Raw genomic sequence first — 19,503 nt, 5'->3', positions numbered from 1 at the left:
CCAGCAAGTCCTTCATGCCCATCAGCCGCACCGGCCAGTCCTGACGACTAGACGCCCGGCTGACGTCGCGCGCCCAACAGCAAAAACGGCAGCACCATCACCACGCTGATGAGCAGCAGGCCCTGCTGAGGGGCGAGCGGCGTATTGAGCAGCGCCGTTGCCACTACTGCCGAACCGCCGAGCTGGATGCTGCCGAGCAGCGCCGCCGCAGTGCCGGCACGCTCAGCGAAGGCCTCCAGCGCCAGGCTTGATGCCGCCCCGAGTGCCAGAGAGAAGCCGACCGACAGCACTGCCACCGGCACCATGAAGGCAGCGGCAGACAGTGGCAGCCAGGCGAAGGCTGCGCCCTGCATCAGGCCGGAGAGCAGGATGATCGCCAGCCCCAGACGCACGGTGGGCTGACGGCCGAGGCGCGTGATCACGCGCGGTGCGAAGAAGAAGGTGATGATATTGATCACGGCATTGCCGCCGAACAGGGCACTGAAGACCAGCTCGGAGTGACCGAGGCGCTCGACCAGCAGTTCGGAGGACGACGACACATACAGCAGGATGGCGCTCATCGCGGCCATCGCGACCAGTGCCTGATACAGGAAGCGCCAGCTGGTCATCACGGGGCGATAGCGCGCCCAGTTGTACAGCGGACGCTCCACGACCGTCGTGGCAGGACGCGTCTCGCCAAAGCTCTTCCACGCCATCAGGCCGACGCATAGCGCGAAGGCGGCCATGAACAGGAAGTTGGAGCGCCAGCCGAACTGCACCGCCAGCAGGCCGCCCAGCACCGGCGCCAGCGCCGGAATGATGCACAGCGCACCATTGAGATAGCTGTACATTCTGGCGCCCTGCTCCGGCGTGTAGCAATCACGCACGGCCGCGAAGGCCACCGTCACCGTGGCGCATGCCCCCAGCCCCTGCAGGATACGCCCGAGATACAGCATGCTGATGTCCTGGGCCAGCACGGCGACCATCGCGCCGACGAGATAGACCGTCGCGCCACCCAAGAGCGCCGGACGCCGTCCGTAGAGGTCCGTCAACGGGCCGACCAGAATCTGCCCGACCCCCACAGCGCCCAGAAACAGCGTCACTGTCATCTGCATCACATCGGTGGGCTGAGCGAATTCACGCGCCATCGCCGGCAATGAGGGCAGATAGATATCGATCGCCAGCGGCGAGAACATCACGCAGCCGACCAGCAACAACAGCAATAGTCGTGCGTTGGGCATGGGCCTTGCGGCAGCAGAGGAGGACACGGACATGGATAATCTCGAGAGTCAGAAGCCAAGGGCGGCCCGACAGAGGGGCCATCAAGAATCCGCAGAGCCTAGCGCCTGCGACTTATGAAGAAAAATGATATTATTTCAGGCCTGATATTCCACTGGAGAAACTCATGAGCGCGACAGCTCCGCAGACACCCGCAAGGCCGGTTGCCGCCCAGTCTTCAGCCGCGTCTTCGCTGTCTGCGTCTTCGGGCTCAGCACCAGCGGCCACGCCCTTCAACACGCGCATCGACCTCAATCTGCTACAGGTGCTGCAGGTATTGCTGGAAGAGTGCAGCGTGACGCGCGCGGCGGGCCGTCTGCACCTCTCGCAGTCTGCCGTCAGCAAGAGTCTGGCACGCCTGCGCGTGATGTTTGATGACGCCCTTTTCATTCGCGAACGCCATGGTCTGCGCCCCACGGCGCGTGCTCTGTCCTTGCGTGGTGAGCTGGCCGAGCTGCTCCCGCGTCTCGAGAATCTGAGCGCCCCTGCCACCTTCACCCCCGCCACCAGCCAGCGACGCTTTCAGCTGGCGGTGCTGGAAAGCGCCTGGGCGACCCTGATGCCATCCTGCACGAGGGCACTGACCGATGCGCTGCCGCATGGCAGCCTCGAGATCAGCCGCTGGCAGGCCGATTGCCTGAGCCTGATGGAAAAGGGCCAGCTGGATATCGGGCTTGCCGGACACGATCATAGTGCCGAGACCCCGGGCGAGCCGCCAGCCCTCCCCGCTGGCTTCCAATCACGCCTGCTGTGGCGCGACGACCATGTGATTCTGGTGCGACGTGATCATCCGCTCACGCGGCGCCAGACACCGATGACGCTGAACGAATTCGCGGCATTGAGTCATGTGCAGGCCACCTGCGAGGGGCGCTCACGCTGGTCGCTGGATGAGCGCCTGGAACAGCACGGCGCACCACGCCGCATCAGCGTGCTGGTGCCGGATTTCCGCGATGCCCTGAGCATCGTCGCGCACAGTGAGCTGGTATTCTGTGCACCCAGAAGCTTTGCCCAGGCCAGCAGCGAGCTGCATGGGCTGGCGATCCTTGAGCTACCGATGCGACTGCCCGCGCTCAGCTACCGCTTGATCTGGCATGCCAGCCACGCGCAGGACCCCGGGCACCGCTGGTTGCGACAGTCCCTGCTGACGCACATCCGCAACGCGCATGGGGAAGACGCCGAGGCCGCTGAGCTCTAGAATGGCCCCATTGTGAATTCGCCACCCGCCCTGCGGCACTGGCGTCGATACCCGCACGTCCCATGAGGTTCTGCCATGCGCTCCATCATCCGCCTGTTCTTCCGCACCCTGCGTCTGGTGCTGGCTCCCTTCATGCTGCTCAGCGAGAAGCTGACCCGCGGCAGCGCGCTCGAGCGCAGCCCCGCCCAGCAGGCCGAGGTGGACGCCGAGACGGCCAAGCTGGCGCTGTATCAATTCTCGACCTGCCCGTTCTGCATCAAGGTGCGCAAGCGCATGCATCAGCTGAACCTGAATGTCGAGCAGCGCGACACCCAGCACAATGCCACTCACCGCCAGGCCCTCGAACAGGGTGGCGGCCGCGTCAAGGTGCCGTGCCTGCTGATCACTCATGACGATGGTCGCGAAGAGTGGATATACGAATCCGACACCATCAATGCCTACCTGCAGGAGCGCTTCGGTAGCGCGGCCTGACAATACACAGGCTGATACGACACAGACCGCAAGAGGCCGCTCTCATGAGCGGCCTCTTGCGGTCTGGTGGGCGCGATCACGCGCTTGGGAGCCCCTCGTTTCGCCTCTCATCAGGCCAGCGCCTGCGAGACGGGTGCCCGCTTGCGACGAGTCGCCTGGCGCATCTGATCCAGCGCCCATACCATCGCCAGCGTCAGCGCGACGGCCCCCAGGGTATGCGCCAGCGCCAGATCCAGCGGCAACCACCACAGCACATTGGCGATTCCCAGGCCTGCCTGCACCAGCCAACACCCCAGCGCCCAGCGCCAGGGGTTGTCGTACGCTGTCGTCCGTCCCGGCAAGTGGCGGCGCTGGCGCCAATACAGCGCCAACAGCACCGCCCCCAGTAGCACGGCCCCGCCACGGTGCGCCATATGGATGGCAGTGCGCGCCTCACCATGTAGCTGCCCATGCAGATAGCTGGGGCCGACATCCTGGGTCAGGTGGAAGCCCTCTCCCCAGTCCATCGCCGGCCAGGCGGCACCATTGCAGGACGGGAAACCTTCACAGGCAAGCCCAGCATAATTGCTGGAGGTCCAGCCTCCCAGGGCCAGCTGCCCCAGCAGCAGAGCCGCAGCCAGAGTAGCCAGCCAGGGCTGACGCCGGATGTGCCTTGCATCAGCGTCCGCATTCTGTTGCTCAGCCGTCACCTTGAGGTGCGCCGCCCGCCGTCTAAGTGATAGCCACAGCAACAGCAATAGGCTCAACACGCTCAGGCCGCCCAGCAGATGCAGCGTCACCACCTGCGGCCACAGCTTCAACGTCACGGTAAAGGCCCCGAACGCGCCCTGAACCAACAACATGCCCAACAACAGCCAGCAGCCGGCCATCGGAAAACGAGTGCTTGCCTGCGTGCCCCAGTGATCAGCAGCCTTTGCCTGACCACTGCCACCCTCGAGGACCTGCGTCTGACGCACCTCGCGACGGCGAATCCGCCAGCCCAGCGCGAGCAATGCGATCGCCGCAAGCCCGAGCAGGCTCGCCGCATAGCGATGGATCATCTCCGCCCACGCCTTGTAGCCTTCGAGCGGATGATGCGGGCTGTGCAGACTCGCGGTCCGGGCATCCGGCACGACCAGAGCGCCATAACAACCCGGCCAATCGGGACACCCCAGTCCGGCGTCCACCAGCCGCGTCCAGGCTCCCAACCCGATCACCAGGATTACCAGGCCCAGCATGCTGGCGACCAGATGCTGACTGCTGCGCCACAGGCGTGCCGTTACCCATCGGCTCGCCGCCTGCCGGACGGCAGGGCCATGCACCAGATCAGATGTCAGCTCAGGCGTCCTCATCAAGAAGGCCTGCGTGGCTGAGGCTTCATCCGCGGTGACATGACGCAGAAATGACGGACGGGGCAGCAACGCCGCCCCTCGTTGGCGAACCCGCGAGGCGGCGCAGGCCCGCGGTGGATGGCGCTTCTGTATGGCGAGGCGAGACATGGCATATCTCCCTGGTGAAGCGAAAGAAGATCACTCCCGGCCTGGCTAGGCCCGACCTGGCGAGGTCTGGCTTAGCGAGGCCCGGCCTAGCGAGGCGCGACCGGATTACGCTTGAGCAGCCGGCGCACATCCTTCATCACGGCCTGCGGGGTGATCTCGGGCCCGTAGGCGACCACGACCTGCCCGTGAGGGTCGATCAGGCGCAACTGGTGCGGCGCAGAAGTGGCATCGTTTGGCGACGGCCAGTGCCCGAGCGCCCGTTGCTCGCCCGGCACCTGGGGATGCACAAAGGCCTTTTCAGCCACCACCAGACGGCCCAGGCGCGGCGCCTCCTTGCCAAGTGCGCGATGCAGGCGCCACCAGCGCTCGGCCTGCGCCGCGGCCAGCTGCGGCTGGTTCGGCTCCGGCCAGCTGAGCCAGAAACGCTGCTCATCCGCGCCTCGGGCGGCCAGCGGCGGCATGCCGGGGGCCTCCTTCGCGCCAACAGCGCTGTCAGTCGCGTTTCCTGTGGCGTTTTCAGTGACGTTGTCAGTGGCGTTTTCTGTCACGAGGTAGTCGAGCGACCAGTCCGTAAGCGGCTTGACCTTTGGCAGCAAGGCACCGTTTGCCACCCGCCCCTCGGGGATCCCGACCTGTGCGCTCAGCATGGCCCACGCCAAGGGCAGCGGGGCGGACAACAGCCCCAGCAAGGCCACGAGTTTCAGACGCTGTCGCATCACGTGTGTCATCGCTCTCCTCCTGACGACGGCTTCCCTGCTTGCCCGGGTGTGCGGACAACAGACTCAAGACACAAGCACCGGGCGCTAGGCCTGGCGCTGACGTAGCGCGGAGTGGCGTTGACGGCGCGCACCCAGAATCATGACCACCGCCGCCCCCAGGCTGAGCCCCAGCCACTGCAGCGCATAGGCGTAATGGCGCTCCGGCGTCATGTTGCTCGGCTGCCACCAGGGCAGGAATCGCCCCTCCCCGCTCGTCTGGTGCAGGACACCCGCAAAGGCCGGTGTGCCCAGCGCCTGCCAGGCGCTCAGATCGACCTGCTGCAGACGCTGCCCCTCGCGGTTGGGGCCGAACAGTGGGCCACCGCTGGTGCCCTGACCGTTCAACCACTGCCAGCGACCACTGATCACCCCGGAGCCTGTCGGGGTCGTGAACTCCGGGTCGCTACGCGGGGCCGGCGATGCCACGAAGCCACGCTCCACCAGCCACCAGCGGCCATCCAGCGTTCGGAAGGGCGTGAGCACCGCCACGCCATGGCGCTTGTCCAGCGTGCGGTTGTCCAGCAGCAGGCTGTGTTCCGCGAGCCACTCGCCGCGCAGCTCGATCAGGCTGGCACTGGCGGGCGGTGCCGTCGGCATCACCAGCTCCGGCGCGCTGGCGGTATCCTCCAGATGCTGGGCACGCGCCTGGCCACGCATCACCTGCCAGCTGCACAGGCACAGGCCGAGCACGATCAGGCATCCCCAGAACAGCCACCAGCCGCGTCCGACCTGGTGCTCCTGCGTCGCCGCCGTTGCAGACGCCTGCGCCGCTGTGGATGACACCTGCGCCGCTGGCGCTGACTTGCGCTTGTCTGCCGGATGAGCTCGACTGTCACAAGCGAGTGGCGCGCCCTGCTCGCCCGCCACTGTCTGCGCCCGGGGAGGTGACATGCTGCTCAAATCGCTGATCGCACTGGTCTTTATCGGCATGCTGGCAAGCCTGGTCGCCGGCGCCGGTTTTCTGCTGCGCGATGGCAGCCGCAGTCGACGCCTGCTGACCTCTCTCAAATGGCGGGTTGGCCTGGCAGTGTGTCTGGTGATTCTGCTGGTCATTGGCTTCTCCACCGGAATGCTGGACTGACATCACGCCGCGTGCTGTCAGAACACATAGACGAACAGGAACAGACCGATCCACACCGCATCGACGAAGTGCCAGTACCAGGCAGCCGCTTCGAAGGCGAAGTGACGTTCACTCGAGAAGTGGCCGCGTATCACGCGCACCAGCATCACGATCAGAATCAGGGTGCCGATGGTGACGTGCAGACCATGAAAACCGGTCAGCAGGAAGAAGGTACCGCCATAGACCCCCGCCTGCAGCGTCAGCCCCAGGTGGTGCCAGGCCTCGTAGTATTCGATGCCCTGCAGGGTCAGAAAGCACAGCCCCAGTACCACGGTGCCCGCCAGCCAGTTGCGCGCGGTGCGCCGAAACTCCATCTTCAGCGCTTCATGCGCCACCGTCAGCGTGACGCTGGAACTGACCAGCAACAGCGTGTTGGCCAGCGGCAGCTGCCAGGGCGACAGCAGTTCTCTGGGCCCGGCGATGCTGGCATCCGGCGGCGTCATCAGGGGCCAGCTGGCAGTGAAGTCCGGCCACAGCAGCGCCGTCACTCCCTTGGCGCCCTCACCATCGAGCCAAGGCAGCGCGAAGGTTCGCAGATAGAACAGCGCCCCGAAGAAGGCCGCGAAGAACATCAATTCCGAGAAGATGAACCAGGCCATGCCCCAGCGGAACGAGCGGTCCATCTGATCATCGTAGAGGCCGCCCATCGACTCGCGCACCACATCCCGGAACCAGCCCGCCATCACCAGCACCACGGCCAGCAGACCGATGCCTGACAACCAGGCGGCGCTGCCGTACACCATCCAGATTCCGGTGCCGATCATCATGCCGCCCACCGCCAGCACGCCGAAGATGGGCCAGGCACTATGGGCCGGGACGTAATAGCTGCCACTGCTCATGTTTCACCTCCTGCAGAATGCTCTGCACCATCGTCCCCCGCGGATGACGGTGTCGTGACCGGATAGAGCGTGTAGGCCAGGGTCAGATCACGAATGCCCTCCGGGAGGTCAGGGTCGACCTGAAAGACCAGCGGCAGCTCGCGCCGCTCGCCTGCTGCCAGCGTCTGCTCCTGGAAGCAGAAGCACATGATCTTGCGCAAATGCAGTGAGCCCTCGGCAGGGCTGACACTGGGAACCGCGCGGCCACGCACCGGATGATCGGCGTGATTGGTGAACACGAAGCGCGCGCTGTACTGGCCACCGGGATGGATGCGGAACTGTTCATCCAGCGCCTCGAGTGTCCACGGCAGACCCTGCCCCTGCTGGGTGATGAAGCGCACCGACACCCAGCGTCTCTCGTCGATCTCCATCGCCACTGCGGCCCTGGCCTGACTGGCGGCCTTGCCATTGAGGCCGGTGAGATTGCAGAAGACGTCATAGAGCGGCACCAGCGCGAAGGCGAAGCCCAGCATCGCGACCAGCGCCAGCAGCGTGCGCCGCACGGTACGTGCCACTGCCTGTTGCTGTGCTGCGTGATCGCGTGAGGGCATGTCACTCTCCTGGCCGCTGTCCATCGCTCAGCGGATGATCTGGCCATCGCGGGTCTGCGGAGGAATCTCGAAGGTATGCAGCGGCGCCGGGCTCGGCAGGCTCCATTCCAGGTCCACCGCGCCCTCCCAGGCACACGCCGGCGCCCTGACGCCGCCGCGCGCGCACTTGACGATCACGACCAGGAACAGCAGCTGCGAGATACCGAACAGGAAGGCGCCGATGCTGGACAGCATGTTGAAGTCGGCGAATTGCAGCGCGTAATCCGGAATGCGGCGCGGCATACCGGCCAGCCCCGAGAAGTGCATCGGGAAGAAGGTCAGGTTGACGCCGATGACCGAGAGCCAGAAATGCCACTTGGAGAGCCCCTCGTGGGGATAGAAGCCGGTCCACTTGGGCAGCCAGTAGTAGGCTCCGGCGAGAATCGCGAACAGCGCGCCGGGCACCAGCACATAGTGGAAATGCGCCACCACGAAGTAGGTGTCGTGGTACTGGAAATCCGCCGGGGCGATGGCCAGCATCAGGCCCGAGAAGCCGCCGATGGTGAACTGGACGATGAAGGCGATCGCAAACAGCATCGGGGGCTCGAAGCTTAAGGAGCCGCGGAACATGGTGGCGATCCAGTTGAAGACCTTCACGCCGGTAGGCACCGCGATCAGCATCGTCGTGTACATGAAGAACAGCTCCGCCACCAATGGCAGGCCGACGGCGAACATGTGATGCGCCCAGACCAGGAAGGACATGATCGCGATGGAGCCGGTGGCGTAGACCATCGAGGCGTAACCGAACAGCCGCTTGCGCGAGAAGGTCGGCACGATGGCGGACACGATGCCGAAGGCCGGCAGGATCATGATGTAGACCTCGGGATGCCCGAAGAACCAGAACAGATGCTGGAACAGCACCGGGTCGCCGCCACCGGCGGCATTGAAGTAGCTGGTGCCGAAGTTGATGTCGAACAGCATCATGGTGATGGCGCCCGCCAGCACCGGCATCACCGCGATCAGCAGGAAGGCGGTGATCAGCCAGGTCCAGACGAACAGCGGCATGTCCATCAGGCGCATGCCCGGGGCACGCAGATTGAGGATGGTGGCGATGATGTTGATGGCGCCGAGAATCGAGCTGATGCCGGCGATGTGCAGCGAGAAGATGAAGAAGCTGGTCGAAGGCGGCGCATAGGTGGTGGACAGCGGCGCGTAGAAGGTCCAGCCGAAGTTGGGGCCACCGCCCTCCATCAGCAGGGTGGAGAGCAGCAACAGGAAGGCGACCGGCAACAGCCAGAAGCTGAAGTTGTTGAGGCGCGGCAGCGCCATGTCGGGCGCGCCGATCTGCAGCGGAATCATCCAGTTGGCCAGCCCGGTGAAGGCCGGCATGATGGCGCCGAACACCATGATCAACCCATGCATGGTGGTCATCTGGTTGAAGAACTCCGGCTGCACCATCTGCAGGCCGGGCTGGAACAGCTCGGTGCGGATCACCAGCGCCATGATGCCGCCGATGAACAGCATGCTCAGCGAGAAGATCAGATAGAGGGTGCCGATATCCTTGTGATTGGTGGTCAGCAGCCAGCGCAGCATGCCGCGCGGCGCGCTGCCGTGGCCCTCGCCCACATGAGCGCCGCCTGCGGTGGCCCCCTCGCTCTCGCTGGCCTGAAGTACTGCCTTGCGTGGCTGTTCACTGGCCATGACACACCTCCTGAATGCGTCGCTTGCACGCTATTGAGACAGCTGTTCCTTGATGACGGCTGGCTGCACCAGCTCGCCGGTATCGTTGCCCCAGGCGTTGCGCTCATAGGTGATGACAGCCGCCAGCTCGACCGGGCTCAGCACATCGGCGAAGGCCGCCATGGGCGTGCCCGCCTTGCCGTTGACCACGATATCGATGTGCGCCTGCATGTCCTGGGTGACGATGGCACTGCCTACCAGCGAGGGGAACGCCGGCGGCATGCCCTGGCCGTCCGGCTGATGACAGGAGGCGCAGATGGTGGCGTAGGTCTTCTCGCCCTTCTCCATCAGCTCCTCGAGACTCCAGTCACGACCGGCATCGTTGAGCGCGGCCTCGGCTTCGGCCTTGCGCGCGATCAGCCACTCATCGAACTCGTCCTCCGGCAACGCCTCTACGACCACCGGCATGAAGCCATGGTCCTTGCCGCACAGCTCGGTGCACTGGCCACGATAGGTGCCGGGGGTCTCGATACGCGTCCAGGCCTCATTGATGAAGCCGGGGATGGCGTCTTTCTTGACGCCGAAGTCCGGCACCCACCAGGAGTGGATGACATCGGCAGAGGTGGTCAGGAAGCGCACCTTGCGATTGATGGGCAACACCAGCGGGTTGTCGACTTCCAGCAGGTAATGCTCGCCCTTGGCGGCGGTATTGTTGATCTGCTCGCGTGGGGTCGCGAGGCTTGAGGTGAAGGCGACATCCTCGCCCAGATACTCGTACTGCCAGCGCCACTGATGGCCGGTGATCTTCACGTCCAGCGCCGACTCGGAGGCGTCGTACATGTCCTTGAGCGTGGCGGTGGCAGGCACCGCCATCACCACCAGGATCAACAGCGGAATGGCGGTCCACAGAATCTCGATGCGGGTATTTTCATGAAAGCTTGCCGATACCGCGCCACGTGACTTGCGGTGCTTGATCATCGCGTAGCCCATCACGCCGAACACCGCGATGCCGATGACCACACAGATCCAGAAGATGATCATGTGCAGCGAGTGGATCTCGCGGCTGACCGCGGTGACCCCGACCGGCATGTTGTACTCGACTGCCAGCACCGAAGGGGAAAGGCCTGTCAGTGACAAGGTCGTCAGTGACAGGGTCGTCACTGTACGCCGCAAGCGCAGATGCATTGGCCTGGTGACACGGGAAAGGCATTCCGCGATCCATGACATCGGCGCCTCCTTATCATTGTTATCGAGAGCCTCACCCAGATGACGGCGCTGAGCGGCTCCCCGTGCTCCGACTTGCTTCGAGTATAGAAGAGCTTGGCGGAACACAAGGTCGCGTGGATCAACCCACTGATACTCCTTGGTCGCAAGGCAGAGCAAGGCAAAAACGGCTACCCCGCGCGTGATACCGCCTGAGCACAAGGCAATGGAGCGCTTCTGCGTTCAGTCCACGCAGGAAGGCGGCGATTCAGCAATGTCCTGCCGGTTTGCTGGCGACATGTCGGCGCGCGTCGGGGCGACCAATGGCGAAGTTATATGCGCATTTATCGATGTTAGCGTCACGCCGATCTGCACCAGCGTGTTGAGAGCCCTCCGGCACGTGACCAGACACCTGACATACGCCAGCACGCCCTACTCGATCCATCACTACGCCACTCGGAATCTGCCATGAACGCCATCTGGCTTGCCCTGTTCGGTTGCGTTGCCTTCGCCATCGGCTATCGCTTCTATTCCCGCTTTCTGGCCGATCGCATCTTCCGCCTCGACCCGAATTTTGTGACGCCGGCCCATGCGCTGCGCGATGACACCGACTACCTGCCAACCAATCGCTGGGTACTGTGGGGGCACCATTTCACCTCTGTCGCTGGTGCGGCGCCCATCGTCGGGCCGGCCATCGCGGTCTACTGGGGCTGGCTGCCGGCGGTGCTGTGGGTCGTGCTGGGCAGTCTGTTCGCGGCAGGCGTGCATGATTTCGGCACCTTGACGCTGTCGGCGCGACATCGCGGCCAGTCCGTCGGCACCCTGGCGGACAAGCTGATCGGCAAGCGCGCCAAATTGCTGTTCCTGTTCATCATCCTGATCTTGGTCCTGATGCTGAACGCGGTGTTCGCCTGGGTGATCGCCAACCTGTTCATCAACTTCCCGGCCAGCGTGATGTCGGTGCTGATCCAGATTCCGCTGGCGGTATGGATCGGCCATCGCGTCTATCGTCGCGGCGGCAAGATGCTGATTCCCTCACTGCTCGCGCTGATGGTGATGTATGCCGCCGCGCTGCTGGCGGGTCAGTTCGAGTTCCTGCAGATCGACCTGGCGGGTGCCTTCACCACCATGGCCGGTGGCGAGGATGGCACTCTGCTGTTTGGCCTCTCCCCCATCGCCAGCGCCTTCCTGGTGTGGATCATCGCACTCATGGCCTATGTCTATGTCGCCTCGGTGCTGCCGGTCTGGAAGCTGCTGCAGCCACGCGACACCATCAACTCGCACCAGTTGGTGGTCGGGCTGGTACTGTTGTATCTGGGGCTGGCCGTGGGTGGCCCGCAGCTGACGGCGCCGGCCTTCAACGCCGAGGCCGAGATGTCCTTCTACCCGCTGCTGTTCATCACCATCGCCTGCGGCGCCATCTCGGGTTTCCACGGGCTGGTCGCCTCCGGCACCACCTCCAAGCAGCTGTCCCATGAACCGGATGCGCGCCTGATCGGTTACTCCGGCGCGCTGGGCGAAGGCATGCTGGCGCTGATTTCCATCATCGCGGTGGCGACCCTGTTCGCCACCCAGGCCGATTTCAGCGCGACCTATTCAAGCTTCGCTGCCGCCGGTGCCAACGGCCTCTCCAGCTTCGTGCAGGGCTCCGGTCAGTTGATCTCGCATCTCGGCCTGCCCGCCAATGTCGGCAGTACGCTGGTCGCGGTTATCGTGGTCAGCTTCGCGGCCACGACACTGGACTCCGCCGTACGGCTGATGCGCTACATCATCGCGGAACTGGGCAGCGAATACGGCATGCCGGCACTCAGCCACAAGCATGTCGCCACCAGCATCGCCGTCATCGCCAGTGCCGCGCTGGTCATCCTGCCGCAGGGGCCCAAGGGCTTCGGCTCCGGCGGTTACCTGCTGTGGCCACTGTTCGGCACCAGCAACCAGCTGCTGGCGGGCATCTCGCTGATGCTGGTGTCGGTGTGGCTCAAGCGTCAGGGCCGCCCTGTCATCTATACCCTGGCCCCGATGGTCTTCCTGATGATCATGACGCTGTGGGCGATGGTGCAACAGGTGGTGCTGGATTGGTCGGGCATGGGCAGCAACGACCCACAATGGCTGTTGTTCACCTTCGGCAGCCTTATCATGGTGTTTGCGCTGTGGATTCTGCTCGAGGCCAGCCGCAGCCTGACGTCTCCCGCCCGGGTGAGCGCTCATGAGAGCTGATGACGATACCCTGTTGGCGTCATCACCACGCCTGCCGAGTCTGACAAGGCGCCTGCTGACAGGCGCCATTCAGCTGCGGGATGGCTGGGAGGCCATGCTGCGCGTCAACCAGCAGCGCGATCTGGCGCAGCTTGCCCGTGAGGAGGAAGACATCTTCATGATGATGAGCTTCGCGGAGCTGATGGGCATCCCCAATCCGGCGCCGGCCGTCTCGCTGGAGATGCTGCCACTGATGCTGGAACGCATGCATGACTGGCACTTGCGTCAGGGGCTTGAGCATTCACCGCTGGAGGGCATCAAGTGCTGTTGAGCAGGCTCTGGAAACGCGTGGCATCCCGCACGGCGAAAGATACGGCTGTCTGGGCAGGCACTCAGCCGTCAGCGGCTCGCGAGACTTACGAGACTCACACTCCTCAGCCTGGCCGAGCGCCGGGGCAAGCCGGGAAATCGGAGCCCCCCGAGATCTGGTTCTTCGGTGGCAAGGGCGGTGTCGGCAAGACCAGCTGCGCGGCCGCGCAGGCGCTGGCACTGGCGGAGAAAGGCGAAGCGACCCTACTGATATCGACGGACCCCGCGCACAATCTCGGCGATCTGTTCGGTGCTGTCGGTGGCAAGCCCTGCAACATCGCGCTGCGACTCGACGTGATGGAACTGGACCCCGAGCGGGAATGCGAGCGCTACCTGGAGGCGGTCCGCCAGCGGACCGCCCCCCTGGTGAGTGGCGAGCGCAGTGCCACGGTGATGCGCCAGCTCGAACTGTCACGCCACGCTCCCGGCACCAGTGAAGCGGCACTCTTCGATGCGCTGGTCGGGATCATCCTTGCTCCGCCTACCCCACTGACACCGGACAGCTCATCGTATCGACACATCCTGTTCGATACGGCTCCCAGCGGGCATACCATTCGCCTGCTCAGCCTGCCCGAAGTACTGGGCGGCTGGCTGGAGGGCATGCTGGGTCAGCGCAGGCGTGCCGTCGCCGAACGCAGCCTGTGGCTGGACAGTCAGCAGGCGTCAGAGACGCCAGGCGAAGAAGCGCCGGAAGACCCGATCAGCGAGGCGCTGGAGCAACGCCGTACGCGCTACGCAGCATTGCGTGAGCGCTTGAGCGATACCCGCCGGGCGCGCGTGATTCTGGTCAGCACGCCAGAGAAGCTGCCGTGTCTGGAGACAACTCGAACACGAGAGGCGCTGGAAGCTCATGGCCTGGCCGTCGGCGGCTTGATCATCAATCAGTGCCTGCCGGAACCCGCCGCGCAAGAGGCTGGCAAGACTCTCTCAGCGACCCACGAGCCGCAGGCTGACTGGGTCGCGACCTGGCGAGAACAGCAGCAACGCTGGGCCGCCAGACTGGAGGAGGCCTTCGCTGATCGCCCCTGCCTGCGCCTGCTGCGCCAACCACAGCTGCCGGAGGACCGCGCAAGCCTTGCCCCATTGGTGGTGCAATTCACGGCGTTCCGCCCCTGGTCACCCGTCCCTGCCGCGCCCTCTTGCGGTTGCGCTGCTCGCGCCAGATGACTCGAGAGGCTGCCCTACGCTTCATCCCATAGTGCTTCAGATCCTCAGCGCTTCCGCTCTTTCACCCTCCCGCTCTCCGGGCCTCACGCTGATCCGCTGATCCGCTGATCCGCCCTGTGCTGGCAACATGCGTTTGCGCACAGGGCCGGGGAGTTCATCATTCAGACACTTCGATCTGATAACTTATTCAGAATTTGCGCATATTGATGCACCATCACTGTCCTAGCCCCACCTGACTTGCGCACGCCCCCTGTGTGAGGCGAGACATGTGCACGCCTGCGGGCATGGCAAGCGAATTGCATCGTCTTGCATCCCCCTCCATGACGTTCAGAATGCAGCTCACATGGCAACAAACTGTTGCAACAGGGTGCGCAATAACTGCACAAAACAACCATACAGTCGCCTCGCCATTCCGATAGAATAGCGGGCTAAATATCTTCCTCTTCATGACATCGTTGCTTTGACGCGCCGCACCTGCGGTGAGTCACAATGTGGCGATAATGGTGCACTTCAGCCCCTGAATTTCGTAAAGGACGCTCCATGGCCCCGACTTCCCCCAGTCAATCCCGCTTGCAGAGACACCCATTGGCTTTCAATGCCCGACGCCTCGGCCTGCTTCCGGCAAGCCTGCTGCTGGTCGGTGCCCTGCTGGCCGGCTGTAGCGGCGACAAGGAGGAGGCTGGCCAAGGCCCCGCCGCAGGCGCCAGCCAGGCCGCTCAGGTCGATGTCGTCACCGTCACTGCCCAGGATGTACCACTCACCACCGAACTTCCGGGCCGCACGCGTGCCTATCAGATCGCGGAAGTGCGTCCGCAGGTCGGCGGCATCATCGAATCGCGCGACTTCACCGAAGGCAGTGACGTCGAGGAAGGTCAGGTGCTCTATCACATCGATTCGCGCACCTATCGCGCCGATGTCGAGAGCGCCAAGGCGAGCCTGGCGCGTGCCGAGGCCAGCCTCAACACCTCGAGCCTCAAGGCCAAGCGCTTCAAGAACCTCGTCGCGCGCAAGATGGTCAGCCAGCAGGATTACGACGATGCCGTGGCCACCGTCGGCGAAGACCGTGCCGATGTCGCCTCGGCCAAGGCCGCGGTATCCAGCGCGCAGATCAACCTGGATTACACCAAGGTCACCTCACCGATCAGTGGTCGTATCGGCAAGTCCAACGTCACCAAGGGCGCGCTGGTCACGGCCAGCCAGGAAACCAGCCTGGCCACCGTCCAGCAGCTGGACCCCATCTATGTCGATCTGACCCAGTCCGCCACCGAAGTGCTGCGTCTCAAGCGTGAGCTGGGCGAGAATCGCGATGCCGCCACCGCTCCGGTCCAGACGGAAGTCGAGCTGGTGATGGAAGACGGCAGCGTCTACGGCGCCAAGGGCAAGCTGCAGTTCGCGGATGTCACTGTCGACCAGGGGACCGGCATGGTCACGCTGCGCGCACTGTTCCCCAACGAAGATGAGCTGCTGCTGCCGGGCATGTTCGTGCGTGCCCGCCTGACCGAAGCTGTCGCCAAGGATGCCATCCTGATTCCGCAGAAGGCCGTGAGCCGTGACAGCACGGGCCAGGCCAGCGTGATGACAGTCAATGCCGAGAACAAGGTCGAGGCCAAGCAGGTCGTGATCGGTCAGGCCATCGACAATCAGTGGCTGGTGACCAGCGGCCTCGACAGCAATGACAAGGTCATCGTCAGCGGTCTGCAGAAGATCAAGCCGGGTGCCACGGTCGAGATCGCCTCGGATGAGACAGGCACTGACCAGAACGCCGCACCTCAGTCGCGGACTGCTGCCAGCAGCGACTCCTCGGAAAGTGAACAGACCAGGACCGGCGATAGCCAGTAAGCCTGCCCCCGCTTTTCGCGCCACTGTCGCCAGCCAGACGAGAGACGCTTCTCGTGTGACTGGCGACCGTCCCGAACGACGTTCCAGGAGCCTCAAACGTCATGGCCAGATTTTTCATCGATCGCCCTATCTTTGCCTGGGTGCTCGCCATCATCGTGATGCTGGGGGGGATCTTCAGTATCCTCAAGCTACCGATCGAGCAGTACCCCTCGCTGGCCCCTACCAGCATCACCATTCAGGCCACCTACTCCGGTGCCTCTGCCCAGACGGTGGAAGACACGGTGACCCAGGTCATCGAGCAGCAGATGAACGGCATCGACAATCTGCTGTACATGAGCTCGACCTCGGACTCCCAGGGCAACGCCAGCATCGAGCTGAGCTTTGACACCGGCACCGACCCCGACATCGCTCAGGTTCAGGTACAGAACAAGCTGCAGCTGGCCACTCCGCGTCTGCCGCAATCCGTACAGAACCAGGGTGTCTCGGTCACCAAGTCCTCCGGCAGCTTCCTGATGGTCGCGGCCTTCGTCTCTGACGACGGCAGCATGACCAAGCAGCAATTGACCGACTATGTCGCCTCCGACATCCAGGATGAGGTCTCGCGTGTCCAGGGCGTCGGCGAAACACAGCTGTTCGGCGCGCCGGGGGCCATGCGAGTCTGGCTCGACCCGCAAAAGCTCAACAACTTCAAGCTGACCACCAGCGACGTCACCACGGCCATCAGCACGCAGAACAACCAGATTGCCTCGGGCCAGCTGGGCAATCTGCCGGCGGAAGAAGGCCAGCAGCTCAACGCCACCATCGTGGCGCAGACCCTGTTTGAAACCCCGGAGCAGTTCGGCAACATCCTGCTCAAGACCCAGGAAGATGGCTCTCAGGTCTATCTGCGTGACGTCGGCCGCGTCGAGAAAGGCGCCGAGACCTACAGCACCGTCAGCCGCTACAACGGCAAGCCTGCTGCAGGCCTGGGGATCAAGCTGGCCTCGGGCGCCAACGCGCTGGACACCGTCCAGGCCGTCAAGGACCGCCTCGATGAACTGTCCGCCTACTTCCCGCCGGGCATGAGCTTCAAGGTCCCGTACGACACCTCGCCCTTCGTCAAGATTTCCATCGAAGAAGTGGTGATGACACTACTGGAAGCCGTGGCACTGGTCTTCCTGGTGATGCTGCTGTTCCTGCAGAACTTCCGAGCCACCCTGATTCCGACCATCGCGGTACCGGTCGTGCTGCTGGGCACCTTCGGGGTGCTGGAAGTGCTGGGCTTCTCCATCAATACCTTGACGATGTTCGCCATGGTGCTCGCCATCGGGCTATTGGTCGACGATGCGATCGTGGTGGTGGAAAACGTTGAACGCGTCATGCACGAAGAGAAGCTCTCGCCACTGGAAGCGACTCGCAAGTCGATGGGCCAGATCACCGGCGCACTGGTGGGTATCGGCCTGGTGCTGTCATCCGTGTTCATTCCGATGGCCTTCTTCCCCGGCACCACCGGTGCGATCTTCCGTCAGTTCTCGGTGACCATCGTCTCGGCGATGACGCTGTCCGTACTGGTGGCATTGATCCTGACGCCGGCCCTGTGCGCTACCCTGCTCAAGCCGACCAAGGAGAAGACCACCGGCTTCTTCGGCCTCTTCAACCGGGTCTTCGATCGCTCCAACGCGCGTTACCAGAAAGGCGTTGGCGGCATGCTCAAGCGCACCGGTCGCTCGATGCTGGTCTATGCATTGATCGTCGTCGGCTGTGGCGTGGTATTCACGCGCATCTCGACCGGCTTCCTGCCGGATGAGGATCAGGGCTATCTGTTCAACCAGGTCATCCTGCCGGTGGGCTCTACTCAGGAGCAGACGCTCGAGACGCTGGAAAAGGTCGAGCATCACTTCCTGGTCGATCAGGAAGATGCGGTTCAGGAAATGTTCGACGTCGCCGGCTTCAGCTTCGCCGGTCGCGGTCAGAACATGGGCCTGGCTTTCATCAACCTGAAGCCGTGGGATGAGCGCGAGAGCGATTCCTTCAGCGTGGTCAGTGAAGCACAGAGCTACTTCAGCACCTTGAAGGAAGCCCTGGTCTTCGCCATCAACCCGCCGCCGATCATGGAGCTGGGCAACGCCAGCGGCTTCGACATGATGCTGGTCGACCGTGGCGGCATCGGCCACAAGGCATTGACCGACGCGCGCAATCAGCTGCTGGGCATGGCGGGCCAGAATCCGGCCGTGACCGGCCTGCGCCCCAATGGCCTGGAAGACAGCCCGCAGTTCACGCTCAACATCGACGAACTCAAGGCGACGGCGATGGGTGTCTCGCTGTCAGAGGTCTACTCGACGCTTTCCACGGCGTGGGGCTCGACCTACGTCAATGACTTCCTCGACAACGGCCGCACCAAGAAGGTCTATGTGCAGGCGGAAGCCAGTGCCCGCATGCAGCCGGAAGACCTCAAGAAGTGGTACGTACGCAACACCTCCGGCGAGATGGTGCCGCTGAGCGCCTTCATCAACGGCGAGTGGACCTACGGGTCGCCGCAGCTGGAACGCTACAACGGCGTCTCCTCGATGGAACTGCTGGGGCAGGCGGCACCGGGTTATTCCACCGGTGAGGCCATGCAGGCCATGGAAGAGATGGTCAGCCAGCTCAACAATGGCGTCGCGCTGGAATGGACCGGCATCTCGCTGCAGGAATCCCAGAGTGGCGGCATGGCACCGTATCTGTATGCCATCTCGCTGGTCTTCGTCTTCCTGTGTCTGGCCGCGCTGTATGAGAGCTGGAGCATTCCGTTCTCCGTCATGCTGGTGGTACCGCTGGGGGTACTGGGTGCCCTGCTCGCCACCTGGATGCGCGGACTCGACAATGACGTCTACTTCCAGGTCGGCCTGGTGACGACCATCGGGCTTTCGGCCAAGAACGCGATCCTGATCGTCGAATTCGCCAAGGACCTTGAAGTGCAGGGTCGCTCGCTGATCGATGCCACCATGGAAGCGGTGCGCATGCGTCTACGCCCGATCCTGATGACCTCGCTGGCCTTCACCCTGGGTGCCGTACCACTGGCCATCTCGACGGGTGCGGGTGCCGCCAGCCGTCACGCCATCGGCAACGGCGTGATCGGCGGGATGATCTCGGCCACGGTGCTGGCGATCTTCCTGGTGCCGGTCTGCTATGTGGTCGTGCGCCGCCTCTTCGGTGAGCCGAAGGACCTCAAGCGAGCCCACGAAGCGGCCCGCCAGGAGGATGACCTTGTCTGATCCCTGATCACGACAGAAGCCTCATTGCTGTCACATTGCGTGACGGCCCTGCACGCCGCCCTCTCCGGGCGGCGTGCCTGTTTATGGCCTGGCAAGAAAGGCGCGCTCACGCGGCAAGCATTGAGTGCC

Annotated in this window: 16 protein-coding genes; 8 read left to right on the top strand and 8 right to left on the bottom strand. The window is 63.9% G+C overall.

Going from position 1 to position 19,503, the window contains the following annotated elements; all coding sequences use genetic code 11:
• Positions 1–47: 47 nt before the first annotated feature.
• Positions 48–1,253, bottom strand: coding sequence for a multidrug effflux MFS transporter (locus tag AC5WNI_RS04895; protein ID WP_368448476.1), 1,206 nt, complete (start codon positions 1,251–1,253; stop codon positions 48–50).
• Between the two features lie 131 nt (positions 1,254–1,384).
• Between AC5WNI_RS04895 and AC5WNI_RS04890 the strand changes: the two genes are divergently transcribed.
• Together AC5WNI_RS04890 and AC5WNI_RS04885 are read left to right on the top strand one after the other, a co-directional pair.
• Positions 1,385–2,452 carry a LysR family transcriptional regulator gene (locus tag AC5WNI_RS04890; protein ID WP_495928856.1) on the top strand — a complete coding sequence of 356 codons (1,068 nt, stop codon included), beginning with the start codon at positions 1,385–1,387 and terminating at the stop codon, positions 2,450–2,452.
• 75 nt (positions 2,453–2,527) lie between these two features.
• On the top strand, positions 2,528–2,923 hold the full coding sequence (locus AC5WNI_RS04885; protein ID WP_175088144.1) for a glutaredoxin family protein: 396 nt from the start codon (positions 2,528–2,530) through the stop codon (positions 2,921–2,923).
• A gap of 110 nt (positions 2,924–3,033) precedes the next feature.
• Here the strand turns inward: AC5WNI_RS04885 and AC5WNI_RS04880 are convergent, their stop codons facing one another.
• From AC5WNI_RS04880 to AC5WNI_RS04870, 3 genes are all read right to left on the bottom strand, one after another.
• Complete coding sequence (locus AC5WNI_RS04880) at positions 3,034–4,140, bottom strand: COX15/CtaA family protein (protein ID WP_254626959.1); 1,107 nt, start codon at positions 4,138–4,140, stop codon at positions 3,034–3,036.
• Between the two features lie 347 nt (positions 4,141–4,487).
• Positions 4,488–5,129, bottom strand: a complete 642-nt coding sequence (locus AC5WNI_RS04875) for a redox-active disulfide-containing membrane protein (protein WP_175088145.1) — start codon at positions 5,127–5,129, stop codon at positions 4,488–4,490.
• Positions 5,130–5,204: 75 nt separating this feature from the next.
• Positions 5,205–6,050 (bottom strand): SURF1 family protein, encoded by an 846-nt coding sequence (locus AC5WNI_RS04870; RefSeq protein WP_175088146.1) that lies wholly within the window; start codon positions 6,048–6,050, stop codon positions 5,205–5,207.
• On the opposite strand from AC5WNI_RS04870, the gene AC5WNI_RS04865 reads away from it, so the two are divergent.
• Entirely contained in the window at positions 6,049–6,240 is a 192-nt protein-coding gene (locus AC5WNI_RS04865) for a DUF2909 domain-containing protein (RefSeq protein WP_043337068.1), read from the top strand. The genes AC5WNI_RS04870 and AC5WNI_RS04865 overlap by 2 nt on opposite strands.
• Positions 6,241–6,257: 17 nt before the next feature.
• On the opposite strand, the gene AC5WNI_RS04860 is transcribed toward AC5WNI_RS04865, so the two are convergent.
• From AC5WNI_RS04860 to coxB, 4 genes are read right to left on the bottom strand one after another with little or no spacing between them, the layout of a single operon-like run.
• Positions 6,258–7,118 (bottom strand): cytochrome c oxidase subunit 3, encoded by an 861-nt coding sequence (locus AC5WNI_RS04860; RefSeq protein ID WP_175088147.1) that lies wholly within the window; start codon positions 7,116–7,118, stop codon positions 6,258–6,260.
• Complete coding sequence (locus AC5WNI_RS04855) at positions 7,115–7,708, bottom strand: cytochrome c oxidase assembly protein (RefSeq protein WP_285460209.1); 594 nt, start codon at positions 7,706–7,708, stop codon at positions 7,115–7,117. The genes AC5WNI_RS04860 and AC5WNI_RS04855 overlap by 4 nt, the downstream gene beginning before the upstream one ends.
• 27 nt (positions 7,709–7,735) lie before the next feature.
• Complete coding sequence (gene ctaD, locus AC5WNI_RS04850) at positions 7,736–9,388, bottom strand: cytochrome c oxidase subunit I (protein WP_495928854.1); 1,653 nt, start codon at positions 9,386–9,388, stop codon at positions 7,736–7,738.
• Positions 9,389–9,418: 30 nt separating this feature from the next.
• The gene (gene coxB, locus AC5WNI_RS04845; RefSeq protein WP_254626936.1) at positions 9,419–10,594 is read right to left on the bottom strand and encodes a cytochrome c oxidase subunit II; all 1,176 of its coding nucleotides are present in this window, start codon (positions 10,592–10,594) and stop codon (positions 9,419–9,421) included.
• Between the two features lie 444 nt (positions 10,595–11,038).
• Between coxB and AC5WNI_RS04840 the strand changes: the two genes are divergently transcribed.
• From AC5WNI_RS04840 to AC5WNI_RS04820, 5 genes are all read left to right on the top strand, one after another.
• The gene (locus tag AC5WNI_RS04840; protein WP_175088150.1) at positions 11,039–12,787 is read left to right on the top strand and encodes a carbon starvation CstA family protein; all 1,749 of its coding nucleotides are present in this window, start codon (positions 11,039–11,041) and stop codon (positions 12,785–12,787) included.
• Positions 12,777–13,097, top strand: coding sequence for a cory-CC-star protein (locus tag AC5WNI_RS04835; RefSeq protein ID WP_217485768.1), 321 nt, complete (start codon positions 12,777–12,779; stop codon positions 13,095–13,097). The genes AC5WNI_RS04840 and AC5WNI_RS04835 overlap by 11 nt, the downstream gene beginning before the upstream one ends.
• 17 nt (positions 13,098–13,114) lie before the next feature.
• Positions 13,115–14,302 (top strand): ArsA family ATPase, encoded by a 1,188-nt coding sequence (locus tag AC5WNI_RS04830; protein ID WP_175088151.1) that lies wholly within the window; start codon positions 13,115–13,117, stop codon positions 14,300–14,302.
• A gap of 540 nt (positions 14,303–14,842) precedes the next feature.
• Positions 14,843–16,141, top strand: a complete 1,299-nt coding sequence (locus tag AC5WNI_RS04825; RefSeq protein WP_175088152.1) for an efflux RND transporter periplasmic adaptor subunit — start codon at positions 14,843–14,845, stop codon at positions 16,139–16,141.
• Between the two features lie 101 nt (positions 16,142–16,242).
• Positions 16,243–19,374, top strand: a complete 3,132-nt coding sequence (locus AC5WNI_RS04820; protein WP_495928851.1) for an efflux RND transporter permease subunit — start codon at positions 16,243–16,245, stop codon at positions 19,372–19,374.
• Positions 19,375–19,503 lie beyond the last annotated feature (129 nt).

Source organism: Cobetia sp. PDI-12MA, from assembly GCF_059507695.1.
Note: the sequence above shows the minus strand (reverse complement) of the source record. Positions and strands in the feature narration are given on the sequence as shown.